Source organism: Brevibacterium sp. MGP-B1 (assembly GCF_057766545.1).
On the sequence record NZ_CM173407.1, the window covers coordinates 1,394,032 to 1,415,224 of the forward strand.

A 21,193-nucleotide genomic window follows, 5' to 3' on the forward strand; every position below is an offset into this window, starting at 1 on the left:
GGGTCCGAAGTGCGGACCCGCCGCCTCAGATGAGTGTCGGTTTGACGTCGAGGATGCGGGAGAGCAGCCCCGAGACGAAGCCGGGAGAGTCATCTGTGGAGAACTGTCTGGCCAGGGACACTGCTTCGTCGATGGCCACTTTGTCGGGAACCTCGTCGTTGTACAGCATCTCCCAGGTTCCGATCTCCAGCAGCGATCGGTCGACGGCCGGCATCCGATCCAGGGTCCAGCCTTCTGAGTAGGTGGAGATGATCTCGTCGATCTCCGCCTGCTTCTCGGTGATGCCCTTGACGATCTCGACCGCGTATTCCTTCATCGGGTAGTCGGGATCGTTCGACCGCATGGTGACGAGTTCGTCCATGGCCAGTCGACGCTGCCCGGCTTCGAAGAGCAGCTCGAGAGCCCGGCGACGGGCTCGGGTACGTGCGGACGCCACTTACTTGACGCGACCGAGGTAGTCGCCGCTGCGGGTGTCGACCTTGACCTTCACGCCTTCTTCGAGGAACAGGGGCACCTGGATCTCGTAGCCGGTCTCGAGGGTCGCGGGCTTCGAACCGCCGGTCGAACGGTCGCCCTGGAGTCCGGGTTCCGTGTGGGTGATGGTCAGTTCCACCGAGGGCGGCAGCTCGACGGAGAGCGGGGTGCCTTCGTGGAAGGAGATCTGCAGATCCTGGTTCTCGAGCATGTAGTTCGCGGCGTCGCCGACGAGCTCTGCGGAGATGTTGACCTGGTCGTAGTCCTTGGCATCCATGAACACGTAGTCGGTGCCGTCATGGTAGAGGTACTGCATATCGCGGCGGTCGACATTCGCGGTCTCGACCTTGGTGCCGGCGTTGAAGGTCTTGTCGATGATCTTGCCGGAGATGACATTCTTCAGCTTGGTGCGGACGAAGGCCGGTCCTTTTCCGGGCTTGACGTGCTGGAATTCGAGCACCTGCCACAGCTGGTTGTCGAGGTTGAGCACAAGGCCGTTCTTCAGGTCGTTCGTTGTCGCCACTAATTCGTCCTTCTTCGGTTCAGTCCTGATCACCGAATGGTGATCGCAGTCGGCACGACGCGTCGGAGGACCCCGAGCTGCGGGGTCGACGAACGCGCCACTGGGCAAGTCTAGCAAGCCCAGCGGGACGCTTCCATCCGGGCGGGGTCAGTCGAGGCCGAGGCCGATGCCGAGGGGAACCGTCGGCGAGTCCTCGCCGATCTCCTGGTAGGCGGTGAAGAGGATGGACGCATCGGGGATCTCGACGGTGCTCGGTTCGCCGATGTCACTGAGCAGCACCATCCGCAGCATCGCCCCGCGGGCCTTCTTGTCCCTCTTCATCGTGTCCAGCAGCTGCGGCCACACATCGGAACGGTAGCCAACCGGCAGTCCGAGCTTGCCGAGCAGTTCACGGTGGAGATCGACGACTTCATAGGGCAGGCTCTTGATCATCGACGCCACCTCGGCGGCGAAGACCATGCCCACCGATACGGCGGCACCGTGACGCCACTGGTAGCGCTCCTTGTGCTCGATCGCATGGCCGAGGGTGTGGCCGTAGTTGAGTATCTCCCTGCGTCCGGACTCCTTGAAGTCTCCGGAGACGACTTCGGCCTTGACCCGGATGGAGCGTTCGATGAGTTCGCGCAGCACGGGGCCGTGCACATCGGCGATCTCGTCCTTCGAATGGTTCGACACGAGATCGAGGATCGCGGGGTCGGCGATGAATCCGGTCTTGACCACCTCGGCGAGGCCGGTGAACAGTTCGTTCTCCGGCAGGGTCCCGAGCGTGTCGAGGTCGACGAGGACACCGGCGGGTGCGTGGAAGGAGCCGACGAGGTTTTTGCCTTCGGCGGTGTTGATCCCGGTCTTGCCGCCGACGGAGGCATCGACCATGCCGAGCACGGTGGTGGGGATGTGGATGACCTTGATTCCGCGCAGCCAGGTGGCGGCGACGAACCCGCCGAGGTCGCTCACCGCTCCCCCGCCGACGGTGATGATCGCGTCCGTGCGGGTGAAGTCGGATTGGCCGAGGACCTGCCAGCAGAATGCGGCGACCTGGACGTGTTTGGCCTCTTCGGCGTCGGGGATCTCCGCGGCCACGGCCTCGAGACCGGCGGCGGCGAGGTCGTCGCGAACGGTCTCGCCGGTGGTGCGCAGGGCGCGGGGGTGGATGACGAGGACCTTCTCGACGCGGTTTCCGAGCAGCTCGGGCAGTTCGCCGAGCAGTCCCCGGCCGACGAGGACGGGGTAGTTCCCGCCGGCGTCCACATTGATGCGTGTGAGGCTCATTCGTCCGTCTTCCTGATCGTTCATCGTCTTCTCTCAAGGCTCGGCCGCCCGGTGAGTGCTCGGAGTCGAGGCACCTGTTCCGAGGGCCGGATCCAGCCTAGCCCTCACAGGCTCCCGGCGGCGAAACGGGTGACCGATGTGGTCGCAGGCGTCTCACCGCCGAGGCTGTGTTCAGCTCTGCTGACCGGATCCGTCGTCGTCGGGATCGGCGTATTTCGCGTACTCCTCGGCTCGCTGCAGACCGGTGAGGACGTCGACGACCCGGTTGACCACCGTCGACGGCGGTGAGTTCGAGGCCTGGACCCGGAATGTCGCGACCTGTTCGTACAGCGGTTCGCGTTCGTTGACCAGGGCCAGCCAGTTCTCCACCGGGCTGCCGGCACCGCGCAGCAGCGGCCGGTGCGGGGCGGTCAGCCGCTGTGCCACGGTGTCGACATCGATATCGATGTGCACGACCTTGATCGCCGGGTGTCGCAGCTGAGCTCGGGTGCCGGGGTTGAGGATCGCTCCTCCGCCCAGGGACACGATGCCCGGACGATCGAGGAGACGACGCAGTGCCCTGCGCACGACCTCGCGTTCGATGCGTCGGAAGTGATCTTCGCCGCGTTCGACGAAGATCTCCGAGATGACCCCGTACTTGTCGACGATATTCGCGTCCGTGTCCGTCAGCGGCAGACCGAGCCGGTCGGCGAGCAGCCGACCGATCGTCGATTTCCCTGCCGCCGGCGGACCGGAGAGCACGATGCGCGAGAGCGCGGCGGGGACCGGTTCCAAGGGCGGAACCGGTTTGGGCAGCGGGGTGTGGTTCATCGTCCGATGCGGAGGTTCTCCGGAATGGCCGCGACATAGGCGTCCAGGTTCCGCTTCGTCTCGGCAACGGAGTCTCCGCCGAACTTCTCGACGACGGCTTCGGCGAGCACCAGTGCCACCATGGCTTCGGCGACGACTCCCGAGGCGGGAACCGCGCACACGTCGGAACGCTGATGGTTTGCCTTCGCAGCCTCACCGGTTTCGACGTCGACCGTCGCCAGGGCACGCGGCACCGTGGCGATCGGCTTCATCCCCGCCCGCACACGCAGCGGGCCGCCCGTGGACATTCCGCCTTCCGTGCCGCCGGCACGATTGCTCGTGCGACGGAATCCGTCGGGTCCGACTTGCAGTTCGTCATGGGCCTGCGAACCGGGACGCTTCGTGGTGAGGAAACCGTCTCCGACCTCGACGCCCTTGATCGCCTGGATGCCCATGAGGGCACCGGCCAGGCGGGAGTCGAGACGACGGTCCCAATGCACGTGGGAGCCCAGGCCCGGAGGCAGGTCGTAAGCGAGGACTTCGACGACTCCGCCGAGGGTGTCCCCGGCCTTCTTCGCCGCGTCGATCTCGGTGACCATCGTCGCCGAGAGGTCGGCGTCGAAGCAGCGGACCGGATCGGCGTCGAGGGCTTCGACATCGGCCGCGGTCGGCAGTGCGGGCAGCGCATCGGCTGCGTGTTCGGCGCCGCCGATGGCCACGGTGTGGGAGACGAGGGTGATGCCCAGTTCGCCGAGGAACTTCGCGGCCACCGTGCCCAGTGCCACACGCATCGCGGTCTCACGTGCCGAGGCGCGCTCCAACACGGGGCGGGCTTCGTCGAAGCCGTACTTCTGCATGCCGACGATATCGGCATGGCCCGGACGCGGCCGGGTCAGCGGGGCATTGCGCGCCAGTCCTTCGAGTTCGGACGCGTCGACGGGATCCGGGCTCATCACGGATTCCCACTTCGGCCATTCGGTGTTGCCGACCTCGATCGCCACCGGTGAGCCCAAGGTCTGCCCGTGGCGGACACCGCCGAGGAGACGCACATCGTCGGCTTCGAACTTCATCCGTGCGCCGCGGCCATAGCCGAGTCGGCGGCGAGCCAGGCTCGCACGAATATCGTCCCTGGTGATCGGTACATGGGCGGGAAGCCCCTCAATGATCCCAGTCAGCGCTTCGCCGTGGGATTCGCCTGCAGTCAGCCATCTCAACATTCCACCGATTCTACAAAAGTATTGGGGCGAACAGGCACCCGAGCCACATGCCGGAAAGCATGGCCGGTCCGAAGGCGATGGTCACCCCGCGCACCCGACCGGCTCGGATCGCTCCGATGAGCGCCCAGACCCCGCTGATGAGCATCATGGCGACAAGCACGAGCGCAGGTGCCCACGGATCGAAGAGACCGGGCACGGCGAAGACGATGAACGCGAGCTTGACGTCCCCGAGCCCCATCGTCCGCGCCCGCAGCGCTCGACCCACCAGGTGCACTGCCGTGAAGAAGACGAGGCCGATGAGTCCTGCGAAGAATGACGCGAACCACATCGGCAGCGCTCCGAGCACGGACCCTGTGATGATGAGTCCGAGGGTGACCAGAGACAGGGGGATGACGATCCGATCAGGCAGCCTGCGCACGCTGACATCCGCGGTGACGAGGAACGATGTGGCGCCGGCGATGAGGCCCAGCAGCAGGGCGGAGACGATGCGATCGGCCGAGTTCGGCTGCAGTGGGGCGAACGTCGTCTCACTCAGCGGCGCATAGGCGCTCCACCCGGTCTCAAGTGGTGTGAGCACGGTGAGGGTGAAGACGACGGCGGCGGCTGCGGCGATGATGACGCCGCCCACCACCGGTCCCGGACCACGGGCCCACCTGGAGGCCCGCCACCGCTCAAGGTGCGAGGAGTCGTCGAGCCAGGCCCGCGGGGTCACGGTGAGGATGAGACCGCAGGCCAGAGCGGCCAGAACCGTGACGCCGATGGTCATCCCGTGCAGCACTCCGGTGTCCATCGCGATCGCCGGTTCAGTCCTGCGCCCGGACCGGCGGAACCTCGAGTGCTGCGTACATGGCCTCCGCGACCCGCGCGGTCAGGTCGTCTGCTGCCGGCAGGGTCTTCGACGTCGACAGGTTGTCCACCTCCGATGCGTCGTCGGCCCTGGCCGCGGCGAGGAACATCTCGAACTGGGCGACGGCCTGTTCGACGAGCATGGCGGTTCCGGCGACGGGGCGCAGACCGCGAGCGGCAGCCGCGGCGAGGAATGTCGAATCGGCGGCGTAGGCGACGTCGAGGACGATCGCACCGGGGGCGAAGGAGTCATCCCAGATCGGGTCGGGCGCCGCCTCGGCGGGCAGGGTGGAGATGACGATCTCCGATGGACCGATCCGGGTCAGGTCGCCCACCGAGGCGGTCAGACCGATCCGCTCGGCCAGGTCGAGGACCCGGCGGGCACGGTCCGGGCTGCGGACGCGGAAGTCCACGTGTGCGATCCCGAGATCGCGGCAGGCCACGAGCGCCGAGGCGGCCGTGGCTCCGGCGCCGAGGATCGTCGCGCGACCGGCTCCCGCACCAACAGCCGCGGCCGGTCCTGATGCCCTGTGCGGGGCGACGGCACGCACGATGCCCTCGACGTCGGTGTTCGCCACCTGCACTTCTCCGCGGTGGCGCACAAGGGTGTTGCCGGCGGCCGTCAGTGCCGCCGTCTCGTCGAGGTTCCACCCGCGTTCGGCGGCGAGTGTGACGAGTCGGTCCTTCAACGGCATCGTCAGCGAGAAGCCGGTGTGATCGGGGTGAGAGTCGAGGAATTCCTCGAGCTCATCGGCCCCGAGTTCGTAGCGGGAGTACTCGCTGGATTCCAGGTTCAACGCTGCGAAGGCGGCGCGGTGGAGCAGCGGGGACTTCGAGTGTGCGATCGGCGAACCGAGCACTGCGGCAAGTATCCTCACCGGCTATCCGTCGTCCTTGCTGTGTTCGCGCAGCCATTTGCGGTAGATCTCGACGTTCTTCTTGTGGTCGTCGTAGTTGTCGGCGAACTTGGTCTCCCCCGTGTCCGGGTTCGTCGCGACGAAGAACTGCCAGTCACCGTCGGCGGGTTCGAGCGCGGCTTCGACGGCGCCCTTGCTCGGCGAGTTGATGGGCCCGGGAGGCAGACCCTTCTTCTTGTACGTGTTGTACGGCGAGTCGGACTGGCGTTCCTTCTTCGTCGTCGTCAGGTCCGAGCGGGCACCGTGGATATAGGCCACGGTCGCGTCCGATTGGAGCAGTCCCCCGGTCTGCGATTTGTCGGAGATGCGGTTGAGGAAGGACCTGGCGACCTTCGAGCGCACCTCGGGGTCACCCGGGGATTCCTTCTCCACGAGGCTGGCCAGCGTGAGGATGCGGTTGGCGTCCTTGCTCTCGATTCCCAGTTCGTCGAGTTCGGTCTCGGTCTTGTCGACCATCTCCTGGACGATGTCCTCGGCGGTCTTCTGCTTGTTGAGGTCGTAGGTCGCCGGGTACAGATAGCCTTCGAGGCTCGGTGCGTCGATCTCGAGTCCGTAGTCCTTCGGGGTCTTGTCGTCGATGGCTTTGTCGACCTCGTCGGCGTTCATCCCCGATTCGATCATGATCGCCTTGATCTCTTCGACCTGTTTGCCTTCGGCGATTGTGATCTTCGGCGGGGCGATGGGATTGATGAGCGCTTCGACCGCGGCCTTCGAGCTCATCTTCTCCCGCATCGTCCAGGTCCCGGCCTGGATGGTCGCCTCACGGCGTTCGATCTCGTCGAGGAAGGGCTCGGAGTTCATGATCACTCCGGCTTCGACGAGCTGGTTGGCCACGGTGCGCGCCGAGGATCCGGGAGCTATCTCGATCGAGACCTCGTTCGTGCCCTGCCCCTCGTAGTCGCCTTTCGGTCCGAACAGGTCGTCGAAGACTCCACCGGCCGCACGCACGCCGAAGAAGCCCCCGACGCCGAAGACGAGGATGCAGATGATCACGATCGTCGTCGTCCGTCGGCGGCGCATCATTCTGCGCCGTTTCTTCGCGCGGATCTCTGCGCGGGACAGTCCTTCGTCGGTCGAGAACTCTTCGGTGATCGGGCTCATACGTCGTTCTCCTCGTCGGGCATCTCACGGCCGGCGGGGACACCGGTGTTGTGTTCGTACTCGAGGGCGTTCTGGAGGATGATCACGGCGGCTTGGGCATCGACGATCTCGCGTCGCTGGCGTGACGATTTCCCGGCCGCGGCGAGAGCCTGGTGGGCCTCGACGGTGGTGAAGCGTTCGTCGACGAGACGGACAGGTGTGCCGGTGGCCGCGGCGATCCGGCGGGCGAATTCCAACGCCGAGGTGGCTGCGGCCCGGGCGGCGCCGTCGAGGGACTTCGGGTCCCCCACCAGGAGTTCGATGGGTTCGTATTCGTCGACGATGTCGCGCAGCTGCCGCAGCGCCGCCGATTCGTCTGCTCGACGAACGACGGTGAGCGGAGTGGCCAGAATCCCGTCGGGGTCGCTGGAGGCGACACCGATCCGCACGGAACCGATGTCGAGACCCAGCCGGCGACCTCGGCGGAAACTCACTGGATGGCTGCCTTGACCGCCGCGATGGCTGACGGGATCGCCGCGGGGTTGCTGCCCCCGCCCTGGGCGAGGTCGGGCTTGCCGCCGCCTCCGCCGCCGAGTTCGCCGCAGGCCAGCGACACGAGCTTTCCTGCCTGCAGACCGGCGGCGCGGGCCGCCTCGGTGGTGGCGATGACGACGACGGGCTTTCCGCTGCTGACTCCGATGCCGAAGATCACCGCTTGACGGTCGGCGACCCGGTTGCGCAGATCGGTGACCAGTGTGCGGATGTCTCCGGCATTGGCGATGTCGCCGAGTTCGGCCTGCACGAACAGCGTCTGGCCCACAGTCTGTGCCTCATCGAGGAACTTCCCGGCCGAGGCGAGCAGCTGCTGGGCGCCCAGTCGGGCGATCTCCTTCTCGGCGTCCTTGAGCCGGCTCATCAGGTCGGACACGCGTGATGTGACGTCGGTGCCGGGGACCTTGAGCATCTCCGAGAGCGAGGACACGATGGTCCGCTCGGCGGCCAGGGACCGGAAGGCGTCCATGCCGACCGCGGCTTCGATGCGTCGGACTCCGGAGCCGACGGAGGCTTCGGAGAGCACAGAGATCGGGCCGACCTCCGCGGAGGCACCGACGTGGGTGCCGCCGCAGAGTTCGCGGGAGAAGGGTCCGCCGATGTCGACGACGCGCACGACGTTCGGGTACTTCTCGCCGAAGAGCGCCATGGCACCGGACTTCTTCGCGTCGTCGAAGGACATGTATTCGGTGCCGACTTCGTAGTTCGAGCGCACCGCGAGGTTCGCGACCTCTTCGATCTCGGCCCGCATCTGGGTGCTCGGGGCTTCGGGGAACGAGTAGTCGAAGCGCATGTATCCGGGCTGATTGAGCGAACCGGCCTGCACGGCGTGGCTGCCGAGGATCTCGCGCAGCGCAGCGTGGACGAGGTGGGTGGCGGTGTGGGCCTGTGCGCCCTGGAACCGGTGGTCGTGGTCGACGGCGGCGAGCACCTCGTCACCGACGCGCAGCTCTCCGTCGATCACCTCGACCCGGTGGGCGGGCAGTCCCTTGACCGGATTCTGGACGTCGCTGACCCGGGCGGTGAAGCCATGGCCGGAGATGAGGCCGACGTCGGCGCGCTGACCGCCGGATTCGGCGTAGAACGGGGTCAGGTCGAGGACGACGTCGCCGCGCTGACCGGCGGTGAGCACCTCGGCGGCGACCCCATCGACGACGATTCCTCGCACGCGGGAGTCGGACTCGAGTCGGTCATAGCCGACGAATTCGCTGGCACCTTCGTCGAGCAGCGCCGAATAAGCGGACAGGTCGGTGTGGCCGCCGCCCTTCTTCGCCTTGGCATCGGCCTTGGCGCGGGTGCGCTGTTCACTCATCAGCTCACGGAACCCGGCCTCGTCGACGCTCAGTCCGGCTTCGGAAGCCATCTCGAGAGTGAGGTCGATGGGGAATCCGTGGGTGTCGTGGAGGGCGAAGGCAATGTCCCCGCTGATGGTCTTGTCCGCGCCGTCGAGTGACTTCGCGGCATTGGCGAACAACTGAGTGCCGGATTCGAGGGTGCGCAGGAACGCCTTCTCCTCGGCGTAGGCGACCCGGGAGATGCGGTCGAAGTCCGTTTCGAGTTCCGGGTAGGACAGCTTCATGGCCTGCATGGAGACGGGCAGCAGCTCGGGTAGGACTTCTTCCTTGACTCCGAGCAGACGCATGGCACGCACGGCACGGCGGAGCAGGCGGCGGAGGATGTAGCCGCGGCCTTCGTTGCCGGGGCGGACCCCGTCGCCGATGATGATCAGGGCCGAACGGACATGGTCGGCGACGACGCGCAGCTGCACATCGGCGTGCTCGTCTTCGCCGTAGGTCCGACCGGCCAGACGACTGGCGGCCTCGATGACGGGGAAGACTTCGTCGATCTCGTACATGTTCTCCACGCCCTGGAGCAGGAAGGCGACACGTTCGAGTCCCATGCCGGTATCGATGTTCTTCGCCGGCAGCTCGCCGGCCACGTCGAAGTCGACCTTCGAGCGAACCTCGGAGAGTTCGAACTCCATGAACACGAGGTTCCAGATCTCGATGTAGCGGTCTTCGTCGGCCACGGGTCCGCCGTCGACGCCGTAGGCGGGGCCGCGGTCGAAGTAGATCTCCGAGCAGTAGCCGCCGGGGCCGGGCTGGCCGGTGTGCCAGTAGTTGTCCTCGTTGTCGCGCAGCTGGATGCGCTCACGGGGAACGGAGGTCTCCTCGAGCCACATGTCGATGGTCTCGAGATCGTCTTCGTGCACTGTCGCCCACAGCAGGTCCGGGTCGAAGCCGAGGCCGCCCTCGGCGACGGGGGTCGTCAGCAGTCCCCAGGCGAACTTGATGGCATCGCGCTTGAAGTAGTCGCCGAAGGAGAAGTTGCCGTTCATCTGGAAGAAGGTGCCGTGGCGGGTCGTCTTGCCGACCTCTTCGATGTCTCCGGTGCGCACGCATTTCTGCACGCTGGTGGCGCGGTTGAACGGGGCCGGCTCCCGGCCGGTGAGGTAGGGAATGAACTGGACCATTCCCGCGATGTTGAACAGGATGGACGGATCGGAGCTGATCACCGACGCCGAGGGGACCACGGTGTGCCCGTTCGCTTCGAAGTAGTCCAACCAGCGTTGTTTGATCTCTGCCGTCTTCAATCCAAGGCCTTTCAGATATTGCCTGTGCGCCGCCGGGCGGATGAGCCCGGCGCGACACTTACTCGTGCGTACCCGCACTTAACAGGGACCAGTTTAATGGCTCCGCCGCAATATGCGATGTGGCGCGGCGTGCCGACCAGTTCGGTCCCGGAATCCGCCGCGCTTGCGCCTCCCGACAGACCGCTCCCGTGTCGGCACGCCATTCCCGGTCCTGTCCGGCGGTTCGATACACCTTTCTCTGAAATGCACAGGGAGGAAAGTGGTCATTTCAGAGGAGGATGTGACAACACAGCCTGCGCCGCGGCTGGTGCGATGCGCCGTCGGCGTGCTTGAGGACGCTGTACGACGGCCCGGTGCGAAGGCACACTCGCTGCCGTGAATGCACGACTGCCCGGAACCGCACGGTCCCGGGCAGTCGCGGTGGCGCGATGCGCTGTGTTCAGCAGATCAGCGCGAGTAGAACTCGACGACGAGCTGAACGTCACAGGTGATCGGCACCTCTTCGCGCTTCGGGGTGCGCAGCAGAGTTGCCTGCAGGCCCTCGAGGTTCACGTTGAGGTATCCCGGCGTTGCGGGCAGGACGTCCTTGTGACCACCGGCGGCGGCGACCTGGAACGGATCCATCGAAGCCGAACGCTCGTGCACCTGGATGGTCTGGCCTTCCTTCACGCGGAAGGAGGGACGGTCCACTCGCTGTCCGTCGACCGTGATGTGACGGTGGACGACGAACTGACGGGCCTGGGCCATGGTGCGGGCGAAGCCCGAACGCAGGACGAGGGCGTCGAGACGCGATTCGAGGAGCTCGACCATGGTCTCACCGGTCAGACCGGGCAGACGGTTGGCTTCCTTGTAGGTCTTGAGCATCTGGGCCTCACGGATGCCGTACTGCGCGCGCAGACGCTGCTTCTCCTTGAGGCGGACCGAGTAGTCGCTGTCGTTGCGACGACGGGCGCGACCGTGCTCACCTGGAGGGTACGGGCGACGCTCGAAGTACTTCTCGGCCTTGGGTGTCAGAGCAATGCCGAGGGCGCGCGAGAGGCGCGTCATGCGGCGATTACGTGCTGGTGCTGGCACTGTATTACCTTTCATCAATGTGTTCTGCCGCGGTGGGCCTCTGCGGTTCTCGCCCCGAACGCGACTGTTGTTTCCCCGGATGGGAAAGAGGGATTGAGCGTCGAGATCCGCTCGCACCGACCGCCTTTAGGGTGCAGGCACAACAGCTGTCCATCTTAGCGGGTGCACACCGCCCGTCGCAAAGCCGATCGGCGGCCTCGCCGCTGTGATCTTGCCGACTGAGGCGAACCGTCCGCCCTTGCCGGCCGACCGATCCGCAAGCATCGCTGTCACTGCCGGCAGCCCGCTGTCACTTCCGACAGTCGTCTTCGTGGCTGTCTATCGCGGCATCGGCCACGGCCGCTCCGGACCCGCTGTAGATGTTGATCACCGCGTGGACCCCGGCACGGGCGAAGTGCTCGGCCTGGTCGGGGCGTTGGACGACCGCGGCGATGGTCCCGGGGAAGCCGGCGATGCGCAGCTGTTCGAGAGCGAAGGTGTTCGAGTCGTGCAGGGCCATGGCGAGAACGACAGTGTGGGCGCTGCCGCCGACGACGAGGCGGTGCCAGAATTCGTGGTCGGTGGCGTCGCCTTCGAGCACTGTGAACTCGTCGGCGTGCAGGGCTTCGATGACTGTGTGGTCGTTGTCGATGCCGATGACGCTGCGGTCGCCGCGTTCGACGAAGCGCTCGTAGGCTCCGCGACCGATGCGGCCCATGCCGAGGACGACGACCTCCGCATCTCCGGTGTCGAGCGGCCGATCGTTGGCCCGCAGCCGGCTCTCGTTCTCGTCCGGCAGGATCGCGTCGAGCTTCGCGACGATCTGGAGGCTGTAGGCGTTCGCCAGGGAGGAGCCGATCATCCCCAGTGCCACGGCGAGGGCGGTGACGGTCAGCCAGTTGCCCTCGAAGAGTCCGTTGTCGACTCCGACGGCGACGACGATGAGAGCGAATTCGGAGAAGTTGCTCAGGGCCAGGCTGGTGCGCACGCTGGTGCGGTTGCGCAGGCCGAAGAGGCGACCCATGAGGTAGAAGCTCGCGAAGTTGAACGGCAGCAGCACGACGCACAGGGCCAGCGCCATGAGCAGATCCGACCAGGTGGGGACCGCTTGGAGCCCGATGACGACGAAGAACCCGACGAGGAAGAGCTCTTTGACGCTGAACAGCGACTTCGACATCTCCACGGCTCGCGGGTGGGTGGAGAAGAGAAGCCCGAGCACCAGCGCTCCGAGGTCGCCGTGGATGCCGACTGATTCGAAGGCGACATAGCCGGGCCCCAAGGCCATGACGACGCCGAAGAGGACGAGCAGCTCACCGCGTCCGACGCGGTCGAGGAGCCGTCGCAGCACCCAGACCACGGGAACGATCAGGACGAGAGCGAACGCCCACGGGCTCGGCGGCTCTTCGCCTGCGATCGTGATGAAGGCGACCGCAGCGAGGTCCTGGAGGACGAGGATCGCAATGGCGATCTGCCCGTAGTAGGACCCGTCGTCGGAGCGGTCTTCGAGCACTTTGACCACGAGCACCGTGGAGGAGAACGAGAGGGCGAAGCCGAGCAGCGCCAAGGTGCCCAGTCCCCCGCCGACGCTGACGATGCCGATGGCAGCGGCAGCTCCGATCATCCCGGCACCGAGGAGGACCACCGTGATCATGTGCAGCGCAGCGGTGCCGTGGGCTTCGGGTTGGAGCAGGGAGCGCAGATCGAATTTCAGTCCGATCGTGAACAGCAGCAGGACGACTCCGATGTCCGAAACCTGCTGCAGTCCCGCGAAGGCGGTGAAGCCGAAGACGTGCAGTAGGAATCCGGCCGCGAGGAATCCGACGAGCGGCGGAATGCGCAGCTCATGGGCGATGAGTCCCAGCGCCAGCGCGGCGGCGATCGTGATGACGATGTCTGCCACGTCGCGCCTCCTCAGTCTCGGACCACGCCGATTGCCCAGCGGCGGCAACTCGCAGTCAGTTTCCAAACTATCGTGCCAGAGGCCCAAAGTGGTAGGGCTAGGTTTCGACCATGGAAGATCCACCGTGGAAGGTCAACTCTTGACTCCAAGCGGCATGTCTACGACCGATTCGTTCGGTTCAGCTAGAACGACGGACTTGACCCTGCACACCTGCGAACGGATTCGGTACGAGTTCAACGGATCCCACTCCTGCGGGGTCGGACTGCTCAGCAACACGAACGCGGGTCGACTGCGCCTGACCCGGCAGTACAGACACTTGCTTGGTCGCCGGATCTTCGATCCTCCCGAGTGGTGCGGCCGAACGGTGCGAGGGCCCGATCGCCGCGAGACGGGGAAGAGATCGGATTCCGTCCTCTCCACCTCGAGCACAGGTACAGCTTCGGCCAGGATCTTAGATGCGGGGCCTGTCAGGATGCCCCTCTTTCTGCCAGCGGGTGAGAATCGGTGCAGGGGTGACCGATGTTTCGCAGGAGGTTGCCCACAGCGTGGAGATGTCGATTGCAGAATTCGATGAGCTGAACGCCTGCGGTGAGATGACCGATCCCGGTCGTGTCATCGGAAACCTCATCGCCGCGAAGAGAGTCGTGCTTCCGCCGATCGGTCCGGTCCTGATTCCGCGGCCGCGAAACCGGATTCGAAAGCACGAATGACAGCCTGCGTGCGATCCCGTACGTTGAGTTTGAGCAGGACACTGCTGACTTGAGACTTCACGGTGTCCACAGTGACGTGAAGACGTTCCGCGATCTCCGCATTGTTAAGACCGGCAGCCACTTGTTTAAGAACAACCTGTTCACGCGGTGTGAGCTCCGCCTCGATTTCACCCGAACTTCGCTTCGGCGGTGAGCCGTGGTCAGCAACGATCCTGGCAAGCGAATCAGGAAACACGACGCTCTCTCCTGCGGACGCTATGGAGATCGCATCCGCGATTCTGGCGATCGGCCACCGTTTGAGGAGGAAACCCCGGGCGCCGAGAGCCATCGCCTGGTAGACGTAGTCATCCGAGTCGAATGTGGTGAGCACAAGGATCGCGCCTGAAAACGACCTGTCATCGGTCAGTTCCTTCGTTGCGCTCAGTCCGTCTCTTCCGGGCATTCGGACGTCCATGAGAACAACGTCAGGGCGAAGTTGTCGCGCTGCGGTGACTGCTGTCTCGCCGTCTTCAGCTTCGCCGACGATTCGAAGGTGCGGAAATTGGCTCAGGGCCCCAGAGAGACCTGACCGAATGAGAGGCTCGTCGTCGACGATCAGCAGATCGATCATGCAGGGACTTCCTCAAGGTGAGGAAGTCTTACGTCTAGCACAAACCACCCCGCAACGACGTGAGCCGAAGATGATCCGCCGAGCAGAAGCGCGCGAGCCTCGATACCTTGCAATCCCTTGCCGACACCACTATCGGTTCCTCCATCTACCGGGTTTTCAGCGACGATTCGAAGCCCATCGGCGCTGTTCTCTATTCTCAGGCGAAGTTCATGCGGACGCGCGTACCGCATAGCGTTGGTCAGTGCCTCCTGGACGATTCGGTAAAGAACAGGCAGACGGTCCTCGGCGACGTCGAGATTGAGCGGTATCGCCGCATCGACGACGAGACCGGCATTGCGGACCTCATCGATCAGATCACCGATGCTCCGCAGATCCTTCACCTGAGTGCTGCTGCGAGGCTCTCCAGTGCGGAGGACCCTCAGGACACCGTCAAGGTCTGCCTGAGCTCGCTGACACACAGACAGAACGGTTGACAATGCATCCTTTGCGTCTCCTGCGTCGACATCGATTCTGGCGCGGCCGCGCTCGGCCTGCAGACTCGCAATCGTCAATGCGTGACCAACTGAGTCATGGATGTCGCGGGCTAACTCGTTCTGAATCGCCAGTCTCTTGCGATCGGCTTCGCTCTCTGCGAGTTTGTCCTCGAGACTCCTGCCGAGGACCCGTGAAGCCAGAAAAGCACATCCGATGAAGAAAACGACGGAATAGGATATGGCACCGGCGAAGACGACGAACAGAAGCACTCGAAATGGAGAGTCGAGAACTGTCCCCATGAGCAGTTCGACAGCCGTTGAAGTCGCCCATTTCCCAGAGAATGCGTCTTTGAGTCGCCATGAGAGCTCTCCGATAGCCACAGGAATTAGGCACACCGCTATCACCGTGGACGTCCCAGCAAGGAGGTGAAGGCCCGCAAAGATCGCGCTGTTTCGGTAGGCACCGTCTTCATCAACATCGGTGCCTAGCAGCTCAGATGCCAGCGATTTCTCGCCTCTGTGAATCACCGGCAGGAAGCACAGGGCCACACTGGCAATCAGCCCGACGACGCCGATTACGGTCAACGCAGGATCGTCCACGAAGAAGTATGTAAAGACCACGAATAGCACTGGCAAGCCTGCTATGGCGGCCGGAATGACGAAGAGAATCCTCTGGAGAAGAGTCATAAAGCGATTCATGGTTCAATCTTCTCCTCGCAGGGCTTCTCGGGCATCCCACCCGAGAGTGAAATCATCCGCGTCCGAGAATCGCCCTGAGGTTCTCGAGCCTCTCAGCCATGCTGCGCTCCATTCCGTTGCCAGTCGGAGAGTAGTAGCGCTTGCCTTGCAGCGACTCCGGCAGGTACTCCTGATCGGCGACCCCGTGCGGATAGTCGTGCGAGTATTTGTAGCCGTCACCATGGCCGAGCTCTTTCGCTCCCGGATAGTGGGCGTCGCGCAGATGCATCGGCACCTCGCCGGCGAGACCGTTCTTCACATCGGCGATCGCGGCGTCCAGGGCGCGGTAGCTCGCGTTCGACTTCGGGGCCAGCGCGAGGTAGGTGACCGCCTCGGCGAGGGGGATCCGCCCTTCGGGCATGCCGATGTTCTGCACAGCCGTCGAGGCGGCCACGGCGATGGGCAGCGCCTGCGGATCGGCCATGCCGATGTCCTCGGCGGCGGAGATGACGACGCGACGGGCGATGAAGCGCGGGTCCTCACCGGCGACGATCATCCGCGCGAGATAGTGCAGGGCCGCGTCGACATCGGATCCGCGGATGGATTTGATGAACGCGGAGACCACGTCGTAGTGCTGGTCGCCGTTCTTGTCGTAGCGCAGAACGGTTTCGCTGCTCGCCTCGGCGCAGGCCGATTCGGTGATCGCGATCGGTTCGTCGCCTGCTTCCTCCGACTGCGCGGCGGCGATTCCGGCGGCGGCTTCGAGGACGGTCAGTGATCGGCGGGCGTCGGCGCCGGCGACGCGGACGATGAAGTTCCGGGCCTCCTCGGTGAGGGTGAACTGTCCGGCCAAGCCGCGATCGGATTCGACGGCACGGTCGAGCAGATTGCCGACCGCCTCGTCGTCGAGCGGACGCAGCGTGAGCATGAGCGACCGCGACAGCAGGGGTGAGATGACGGAGAACGACGGGTTTTCCGTGGTGGCGGCCACGAGCACGACGAGCCGGTTCTCCACCGCCGGCAGCAGGGCATCCTGCTGAGCTTTCGAGAACCGGTGGATCTCGTCGAGGAAGAGAACGGTGGTGCGTCCGTACATCTCCCGTTCGCGGCGGGCGCTCTCGATCACCTGCCGCACGTCCTTGACGCCCGCGGTGATGGCGGAGAGCTCGACGAAGGTGCGGCCCGGGGCATGGGAGATGACATGGGCCAGCGTGGTCTTTCCGACTCCGGGCGGACCCCACAGGATCACCGAGGAGGCTCCCGCCCGGTCTCCCCCGCTGGCTTCGACGAGTTGGTTGAGCGGGGACCCCGGGAAGGTCAGGTGCTCCTGACCGACGACCTCGTCCAGGGTCCGGGGACGCATCCGCACCGCTAGCGGGTCCAGGGCCCTGCCCGAGGAGGTCCCGGAGGAACCGGCGAAGCCCGGACCCGGTGTTTCCTGGTCCGGGCCGTCGGAGAACAGATTGGGTTCTTGGCTCATCAGGCCTCGGAGTCGTCGTCTTCCGGTTCGAAGTCGACTCCGGCCTCGGCGCGCTGGGCGTCGGTGATCGGAGCCGGTGCCTGGGTCAGCGGATCGAATCCGCCGCCGGACTTCGGGAAGGCGATGACCTCGCGGATCGAGTCGACGCCGGCCAGCAGGGACACGATGCGGTCCCAGCCGAAGGCGATGCCGCCGTGCGGGGGTGCTCCGAACTTGAAGGCTTCGAGGAGGAAGCCGAACTTCTCCTCGGCCTCTTCTGCGGAGATGCCCATGATCTTGAAGACACGTTCCTGGACATCCTTGCGGTGGATGCGGATCGAGCCGCCGCCGATCTCATTGCCGTTGCAGACGATGTCGTAGGCGTAGGCCAGTGCCGCGCCCGGGTCCTCTTCGAGAGAGTCGAGGAATTCGGGCTTCGGAGCGGTGAAGGCGTGGTGGACGGCCGTCCACTGTCCGCCGCCGACGGCGACGTCTCCGGCGGCCTGCGCTTCGGCCGCCGATTCGAACAGAGGTGCGTCGACGACCCACACGAAGGCCCAGTCTCCGTCCTTGATGAGACCCGTGCGCTCGGCGATCTCACTGCGGGCGGCACCGAGGAGGGCACGGGAGGAGTTCGCCTCACCTGCGGCGAAGAAGATCGCATCGCCCGGCTGCGCACCGGCCGCCTCGGCGAGTCCCGCTTTCTCCTCATTGGAGATGTTCTTGGCCACCGGACCGGACAGGGTTCCGTCTTCGCCGATGAGCACATAGGCCAGGCCCTTCGCCCCGCGCTGCTTGGCCCAGTCCTGCCAGCCGTCGAGCTGACGCCTGGGCAGCGAGCCGCCGCCGGGGTAGACGACGGAGCCGACATAGGGCGACTGGAAGACACGGAACGGGGTGTCGGCGAAGAACTCGGTGAGGTTGTGCAGCTCGAGGCCGAAGCGCAGGTCCGGCTTGTCCGAACCGTAGCGCTCCATCGCCTCGTGGTAGGTGATGTGCGGGATCGGCGTGGTGATGTCGTAGCCGATGAGCTTCCACAGTGCGGTGAGGATCTCTTCGGCCAGAGCGATGATGTCCTCCTGCTCGACGAAGGAGGCTTCGATGTCGAGCTGGGTGAACTCCGGCTGGCGGTCGGCGCGGAAGTCCTCGTCGCGGTAGCAGCGGGCGATCTGGTAGTAGCGTTCCATGCCGGCGACCTGAAGCAGCTGCTTGAACAGCTGCGGCGACTGCGGCAGGGCGTACCAGGAGCCGGGCTTGAGGCGGGCCGGGACGAGGAAGTCGCGGGCACCTTCCGGAGTCGACTTCGTCAGGGTCGGAGTCTCGACCTCGACGAAGCTGTGGGCGTCGAGGACCGACCGTGCGGCCTTGTTGACATCGGAGCGCAGACGGATCGTCTTGGCCGGGCCCGAACGGCGCAGGTCGAGGTAGCGGTAGCGCAGACGGGTCTCTTCGCCCACGGCGCCGGAGTCCTCGGCATGGTCGGAGACCTGGAACGGCAGGGCCGCTGCTTCGGAGAGCACCTCGACGGTGGTGTCGATGATCTCGATCTCGCCGGTGGGCAGGTTCGGGTTCGTATTGCCCTCTGGGCGCACCGAGACGGTGCCGGTGGCCTTGACGACGGTTTCGTTGCGCAGCTGGTGGGCATCGTCCTCACGGACGACGACCTGCACGATCCCCGAAGCGTCGCGCAGATCGATGAAGGCCACACCTCCGTGATCGCGACGACGATCGACCCACCCGGTGAGGGTGACGGTTTCTCCTGCGTTCGCGGCTCGCAGGCTTCCGGCTTCGTGGCTTCGCAGCACCTAGGGCTCCTTTGTGATGTTGTGGTCTAGCGCCTGAACAATGATAGTCGCCCCGCGCTCAGCTCCGGTACACGCGGGGCCAGAGGTCGTCTTCCGCAGGCGTCCATGTGTCCGGGTCGGCCGTGGTCTGCTCTCCCGAGCGGATGTCCTTGACCTCGTGGCCGGACTCACCGTCGGTGAACCAGACGAACGGGATGTCGCGGCGTTCCGCGTAGCGGATCTGCTTGCCGAACTTCGCAGCGTTCGGCGAGACTTCGCACGGGATGTCCCGGGACCTCAGCGTCGCGGCCACGGCGTCGGCGTCAGCCCGTCGGGCCTCCTCGGTGACGGCTATGACGACGGCCGAGGGGGTACCGCGGGTGGCGCGAACCTCCGAGGTCTCGCCGAGGATGAACGCCATGAGGCGGGAGACGCCGATGGACATGCCCACCCCGGGATAGTTCTTCTTCCCCACGGTGACCAGCGAGTCGTAGCGCCCGCCGGAGGATACGGAACCGAGCTCCTCGTGGCCGATCAGCTGGGTCTCGTAGACCGCGCCGGTGTAGTAGTCGAGGCCGCGGGCAATCTTGAGTTGGGCGACGACGACTCCGGGGGCGCGAACGGCTGCGGCTCGCAGCAGCGTCGTCAGCGATTCGAGCCCGGCTTCGAGCAGGGGGTGGTCGACGCCGAGGGCGCGCACCTCGTCGGCGAAGTCCGGGGAGTCGGATTCGATGGCGGCCAGCTCCAGGCACAGGCGCTGCTGCTCCTCATCGGCGTCGGCTTCGGCAGCCAGCAGCTTCGCCACTTCGTCGGGGCCGATCTTGTCGTATTTGTCGAGGCAGCGCAGCATGGCTTGGATGTTCGTCAGTCCGATTCCGTGGGCGAAGCCCTCGAGCAGCCTGCGGTCGTTGACGACGATCTTGATTCCGGGCACGCCGAGCGGGGCGAGACGGGAGAACGCATCGGCCACGGCCAGGGGGATCTCAACCTCGAAGTGTCCGGGCAGGTCCCCATCGGCGATGACGTCGATATCGGCCTGGATGAACTCACGGTAGCGACCGGCCTGCGGCCGCTCGCCTCGCCAGACGGGCTGGACGCGAGCGGCCTTGAACGGGAAGCTCAGTTCGTTCGCATTGTCGGCGATATAGCGGGCCAGGGGCACCGTGAGGTCGAAGTGGAGTCCCAGAGGGTTGCGCTCGGCGCCCTCGGAGTGGAGGCGGGAGACGGCGAAGATCTCCTTGTCGATCTCGCCGTCCTTGGCCAACTGGCTGATCGGTTCGACGGCGCGGTGGTTGAGGGCGGAGAACCCGTGCAGGGCGAAGGTGTGTTCGAGGGTGTCGATGATGGTCTTCTCGATCACGCGTTCGGCCGGGAGTCGTTCCGGGAATCCGGACAGACGGGCTGACTTCGCCATGGTGCTCCTTGCTTTCGGTGCGGATGCGGTGCCGTGCGGCGCCGCTGAATCGTGTCGTCTCTGTATCGGGTGGGGTCTGAATAGTGTGGTGTCGTCCGGGACTGCGCAACCGCCTCGGGCAGGAAGACCCGAGACTTCGGTCGCTCAGTCCTCAGAAGAACGGATTCGTCGCGAGTTCTGTGCTCACGCGAGATGCCGGGCCGTGTCCAGGATAGATCGGCACGTCCGGCAGTGTCGCGAAGGTCCGCAGGGATTCGGCCATCGCCTGAGGGTCTCCCCCGGGCAGGTCGACGCGGCCGATGGCTCCGGCGAAGACGACGTCACCGGTGAAGATGACTTCCTCTTCCCCGTCCTTCACTCGCAGCAGCATGGAACCTTCCGTGTGCCCGGGTGCGGAGACCGCGGTGATGCTGAGTCCGGCGATCTCGAAGCTCTGCCCGTCATTGATGTCAATGGCTGCCGGGGCGTTCCAGTCTGCGACGAGCGGAGCCAGCATTGCCGCGAACTGCGGGTTGAGCGTTGTGGCCGGCGATTCCAGGCGGTACCGGTCGGCGGCACCGAGGTGGACGGGCACATTCCAGCGGGCGAGCACGTTGGTCAGGCCCAGAATATGGTCGGGGTGGCCGTGGGTGAGGAAGATCGCCCGAGGTTCGAGTCCCTCTTCGCTCAGCAGCTTCTCGAGGCCGGGGGCACAGTCGTATCCGGAGTCGATGAGAATGCAGTCGCTGGAGCCGTCTGCGCGCACGGCATAGCAGTTGACGTCGAGGAATTCGGCGTTGGTCGAGAACACATCCATGTGCAAAGTCTATCTACACGCCCGCCGATGGTTATGCTGGGATAACGTCTATCCCA

General features: G+C 65.3%; 18 protein-coding genes. All 18 read right to left on the minus strand.

The genetic code is table 11. From position 1 onward, the window contains the following. Window positions 1–25: 25 nt before the first annotated feature. On the minus strand, window positions 26–436 hold the full coding sequence (gene nusB / locus AC3CD9_RS06490) for a transcription antitermination factor NusB (protein ID WP_139467336.1): 411 nt from the start codon (window positions 434–436) through the stop codon (window positions 26–28). Beyond that, entirely contained in the window at window positions 437–997 is a 561-nt protein-coding gene (efp, locus tag AC3CD9_RS06495; protein WP_025777834.1) for an elongation factor P, read from the minus strand. It lies immediately after the preceding gene. A gap of 147 nt (window positions 998–1,144) precedes the next feature. Continuing rightward, the gene (gene aroB / locus AC3CD9_RS06500; RefSeq protein ID WP_181270541.1) at window positions 1,145–2,266 is read right to left on the minus strand and encodes a 3-dehydroquinate synthase; all 1,122 of its coding nucleotides are present in this window, start codon (window positions 2,264–2,266) and stop codon (window positions 1,145–1,147) included. A 171-nt stretch (window positions 2,267–2,437) separates the two neighbouring features. Then, window positions 2,438–3,076, minus strand: coding sequence for a shikimate kinase (locus AC3CD9_RS06505; RefSeq protein ID WP_488366871.1), 639 nt, complete (start codon window positions 3,074–3,076; stop codon window positions 2,438–2,440). Further along, a complete protein-coding gene (gene aroC, locus AC3CD9_RS06510; protein WP_488366872.1) occupies window positions 3,073–4,272 on the minus strand; it encodes a chorismate synthase in 1,200 nt (399 codons plus the stop codon). The genes AC3CD9_RS06505 and aroC overlap by 4 nt, the downstream gene beginning before the upstream one ends. Window positions 4,273–4,282: 10 nt before the next feature. After that, entirely contained in the window at window positions 4,283–5,062 is a 780-nt protein-coding gene (locus AC3CD9_RS06515) for a prepilin peptidase (protein WP_488366873.1), read from the minus strand. A gap of 13 nt (window positions 5,063–5,075) precedes the next feature. Further along, on the minus strand, window positions 5,076–5,996 hold the full coding sequence (locus tag AC3CD9_RS06520; protein ID WP_488366874.1) for a shikimate dehydrogenase family protein: 921 nt from the start codon (window positions 5,994–5,996) through the stop codon (window positions 5,076–5,078). Window positions 5,997–5,999: 3 nt separating this feature from the next. Continuing rightward, on the minus strand, window positions 6,000–7,136 hold the full coding sequence (gene mltG / locus AC3CD9_RS06525; protein ID WP_488366875.1) for an endolytic transglycosylase MltG: 1,137 nt from the start codon (window positions 7,134–7,136) through the stop codon (window positions 6,000–6,002). Then, on the minus strand, window positions 7,133–7,609 hold the full coding sequence (gene ruvX, locus AC3CD9_RS06530; RefSeq protein ID WP_488366876.1) for a Holliday junction resolvase RuvX: 477 nt from the start codon (window positions 7,607–7,609) through the stop codon (window positions 7,133–7,135). The genes mltG and ruvX overlap by 4 nt, the downstream gene beginning before the upstream one ends. Continuing rightward, window positions 7,606–10,260, minus strand: a complete 2,655-nt coding sequence (gene alaS, locus AC3CD9_RS06535; RefSeq protein WP_488366877.1) for an alanine--tRNA ligase — start codon at window positions 10,258–10,260, stop codon at window positions 7,606–7,608. Before alaS ends, ruvX begins: the two co-directional genes overlap by 4 nt. 447 nt (window positions 10,261–10,707) lie before the next feature. Then, window positions 10,708–11,349, minus strand: coding sequence for a 30S ribosomal protein S4 (rpsD, locus tag AC3CD9_RS06540; RefSeq protein WP_373270422.1), 642 nt, complete (start codon window positions 11,347–11,349; stop codon window positions 10,708–10,710). Window positions 11,350–11,623: 274 nt separating this feature from the next. Next, window positions 11,624–13,213, minus strand: a complete 1,590-nt coding sequence (locus tag AC3CD9_RS06545) for a cation:proton antiporter domain-containing protein (protein WP_488366878.1) — start codon at window positions 13,211–13,213, stop codon at window positions 11,624–11,626. A 624-nt stretch (window positions 13,214–13,837) separates the two neighbouring features. Beyond that, complete coding sequence (locus AC3CD9_RS06550) at window positions 13,838–14,533, minus strand: response regulator (RefSeq protein WP_488366879.1); 696 nt, start codon at window positions 14,531–14,533, stop codon at window positions 13,838–13,840. After that, entirely contained in the window at window positions 14,530–15,693 is a 1,164-nt protein-coding gene (locus AC3CD9_RS06555; protein WP_488366880.1) for a sensor histidine kinase, read from the minus strand. Before AC3CD9_RS06555 ends, AC3CD9_RS06550 begins: the two co-directional genes overlap by 4 nt. Window positions 15,694–15,757: 64 nt before the next feature. After that, window positions 15,758–17,164 (minus strand): replication-associated recombination protein A, encoded by a 1,407-nt coding sequence (locus tag AC3CD9_RS06560; RefSeq protein WP_488366881.1) that lies wholly within the window; start codon window positions 17,162–17,164, stop codon window positions 15,758–15,760. Then, window positions 17,164–18,948 carry an aspartate--tRNA ligase gene (aspS, locus tag AC3CD9_RS06565; protein WP_488366882.1) on the minus strand — a complete coding sequence of 595 codons (1,785 nt, stop codon included), beginning with the start codon at window positions 18,946–18,948 and terminating at the stop codon, window positions 17,164–17,166. The genes AC3CD9_RS06560 and aspS overlap by 1 nt, the downstream gene beginning before the upstream one ends. Before the next feature lie 58 nt (window positions 18,949–19,006). Beyond that, window positions 19,007–20,341 (minus strand): histidine--tRNA ligase, encoded by a 1,335-nt coding sequence (gene hisS, locus AC3CD9_RS06570; RefSeq protein ID WP_488366883.1) that lies wholly within the window; start codon window positions 20,339–20,341, stop codon window positions 19,007–19,009. A gap of 151 nt (window positions 20,342–20,492) precedes the next feature. Then, window positions 20,493–21,137: an MBL fold metallo-hydrolase gene (locus tag AC3CD9_RS06575; protein WP_488366885.1), complete on the minus strand. Its 645-nt coding sequence runs from the start codon at window positions 21,135–21,137 to the stop codon at window positions 20,493–20,495. Between the last annotated feature and the right edge of the window lie 56 nt (window positions 21,138–21,193).

What these genes read in the sequence shown, in the direction of transcription:
- AC3CD9_RS06575 (WP_488366885.1), bottom strand. Translation starts at nt 21,137, where the DNA reads ATGGATGTGTTCTCGACCAACGCCGAATTCCTCGACGTCAACTGCTAT.
- mltG (WP_488366875.1), bottom strand. Translation starts at nt 7,136, where the DNA reads ATGAGCCCGATCACCGAAGAGTTCTCGACCGACGAAGGACTGTCCCGC.
- AC3CD9_RS06505 (WP_488366871.1), bottom strand. Translation starts at nt 3,076, where the DNA reads ATGAACCACACCCCGCTGCCCAAACCGGTTCCGCCCTTGGAACCGGTC.
- aroB (WP_181270541.1), bottom strand. Translation starts at nt 2,266, where the DNA reads ATGAGCCTCACACGCATCAATGTGGACGCCGGCGGGAACTACCCCGTC.
- hisS (WP_488366883.1), bottom strand. Translation starts at nt 20,341, where the DNA reads ATGGCGAAGTCAGCCCGTCTGTCCGGATTCCCGGAACGACTCCCGGCC.
- AC3CD9_RS06515 (WP_488366873.1), bottom strand. Translation starts at nt 5,062, where the DNA reads ATGGACACCGGAGTGCTGCACGGGATGACCATCGGCGTCACGGTTCTG.
- AC3CD9_RS06555 (WP_488366880.1), bottom strand. Translation starts at nt 15,693, where the DNA reads ATGACTCTTCTCCAGAGGATTCTCTTCGTCATTCCGGCCGCCATAGCA.
- aroC (WP_488366872.1), bottom strand. Translation starts at nt 4,272, where the DNA reads ATGTTGAGATGGCTGACTGCAGGCGAATCCCACGGCGAAGCGCTGACT.
- rpsD (WP_373270422.1), bottom strand. Translation starts at nt 11,349, where the DNA reads ATGAAAGGTAATACAGTGCCAGCACCAGCACGTAATCGCCGCATGACG.
- AC3CD9_RS06550 (WP_488366879.1), bottom strand. Translation starts at nt 14,533, where the DNA reads ATGATCGATCTGCTGATCGTCGACGACGAGCCTCTCATTCGGTCAGGT.
- AC3CD9_RS06560 (WP_488366881.1), bottom strand. Translation starts at nt 17,164, where the DNA reads ATGAGCCAAGAACCCAATCTGTTCTCCGACGGCCCGGACCAGGAAACA.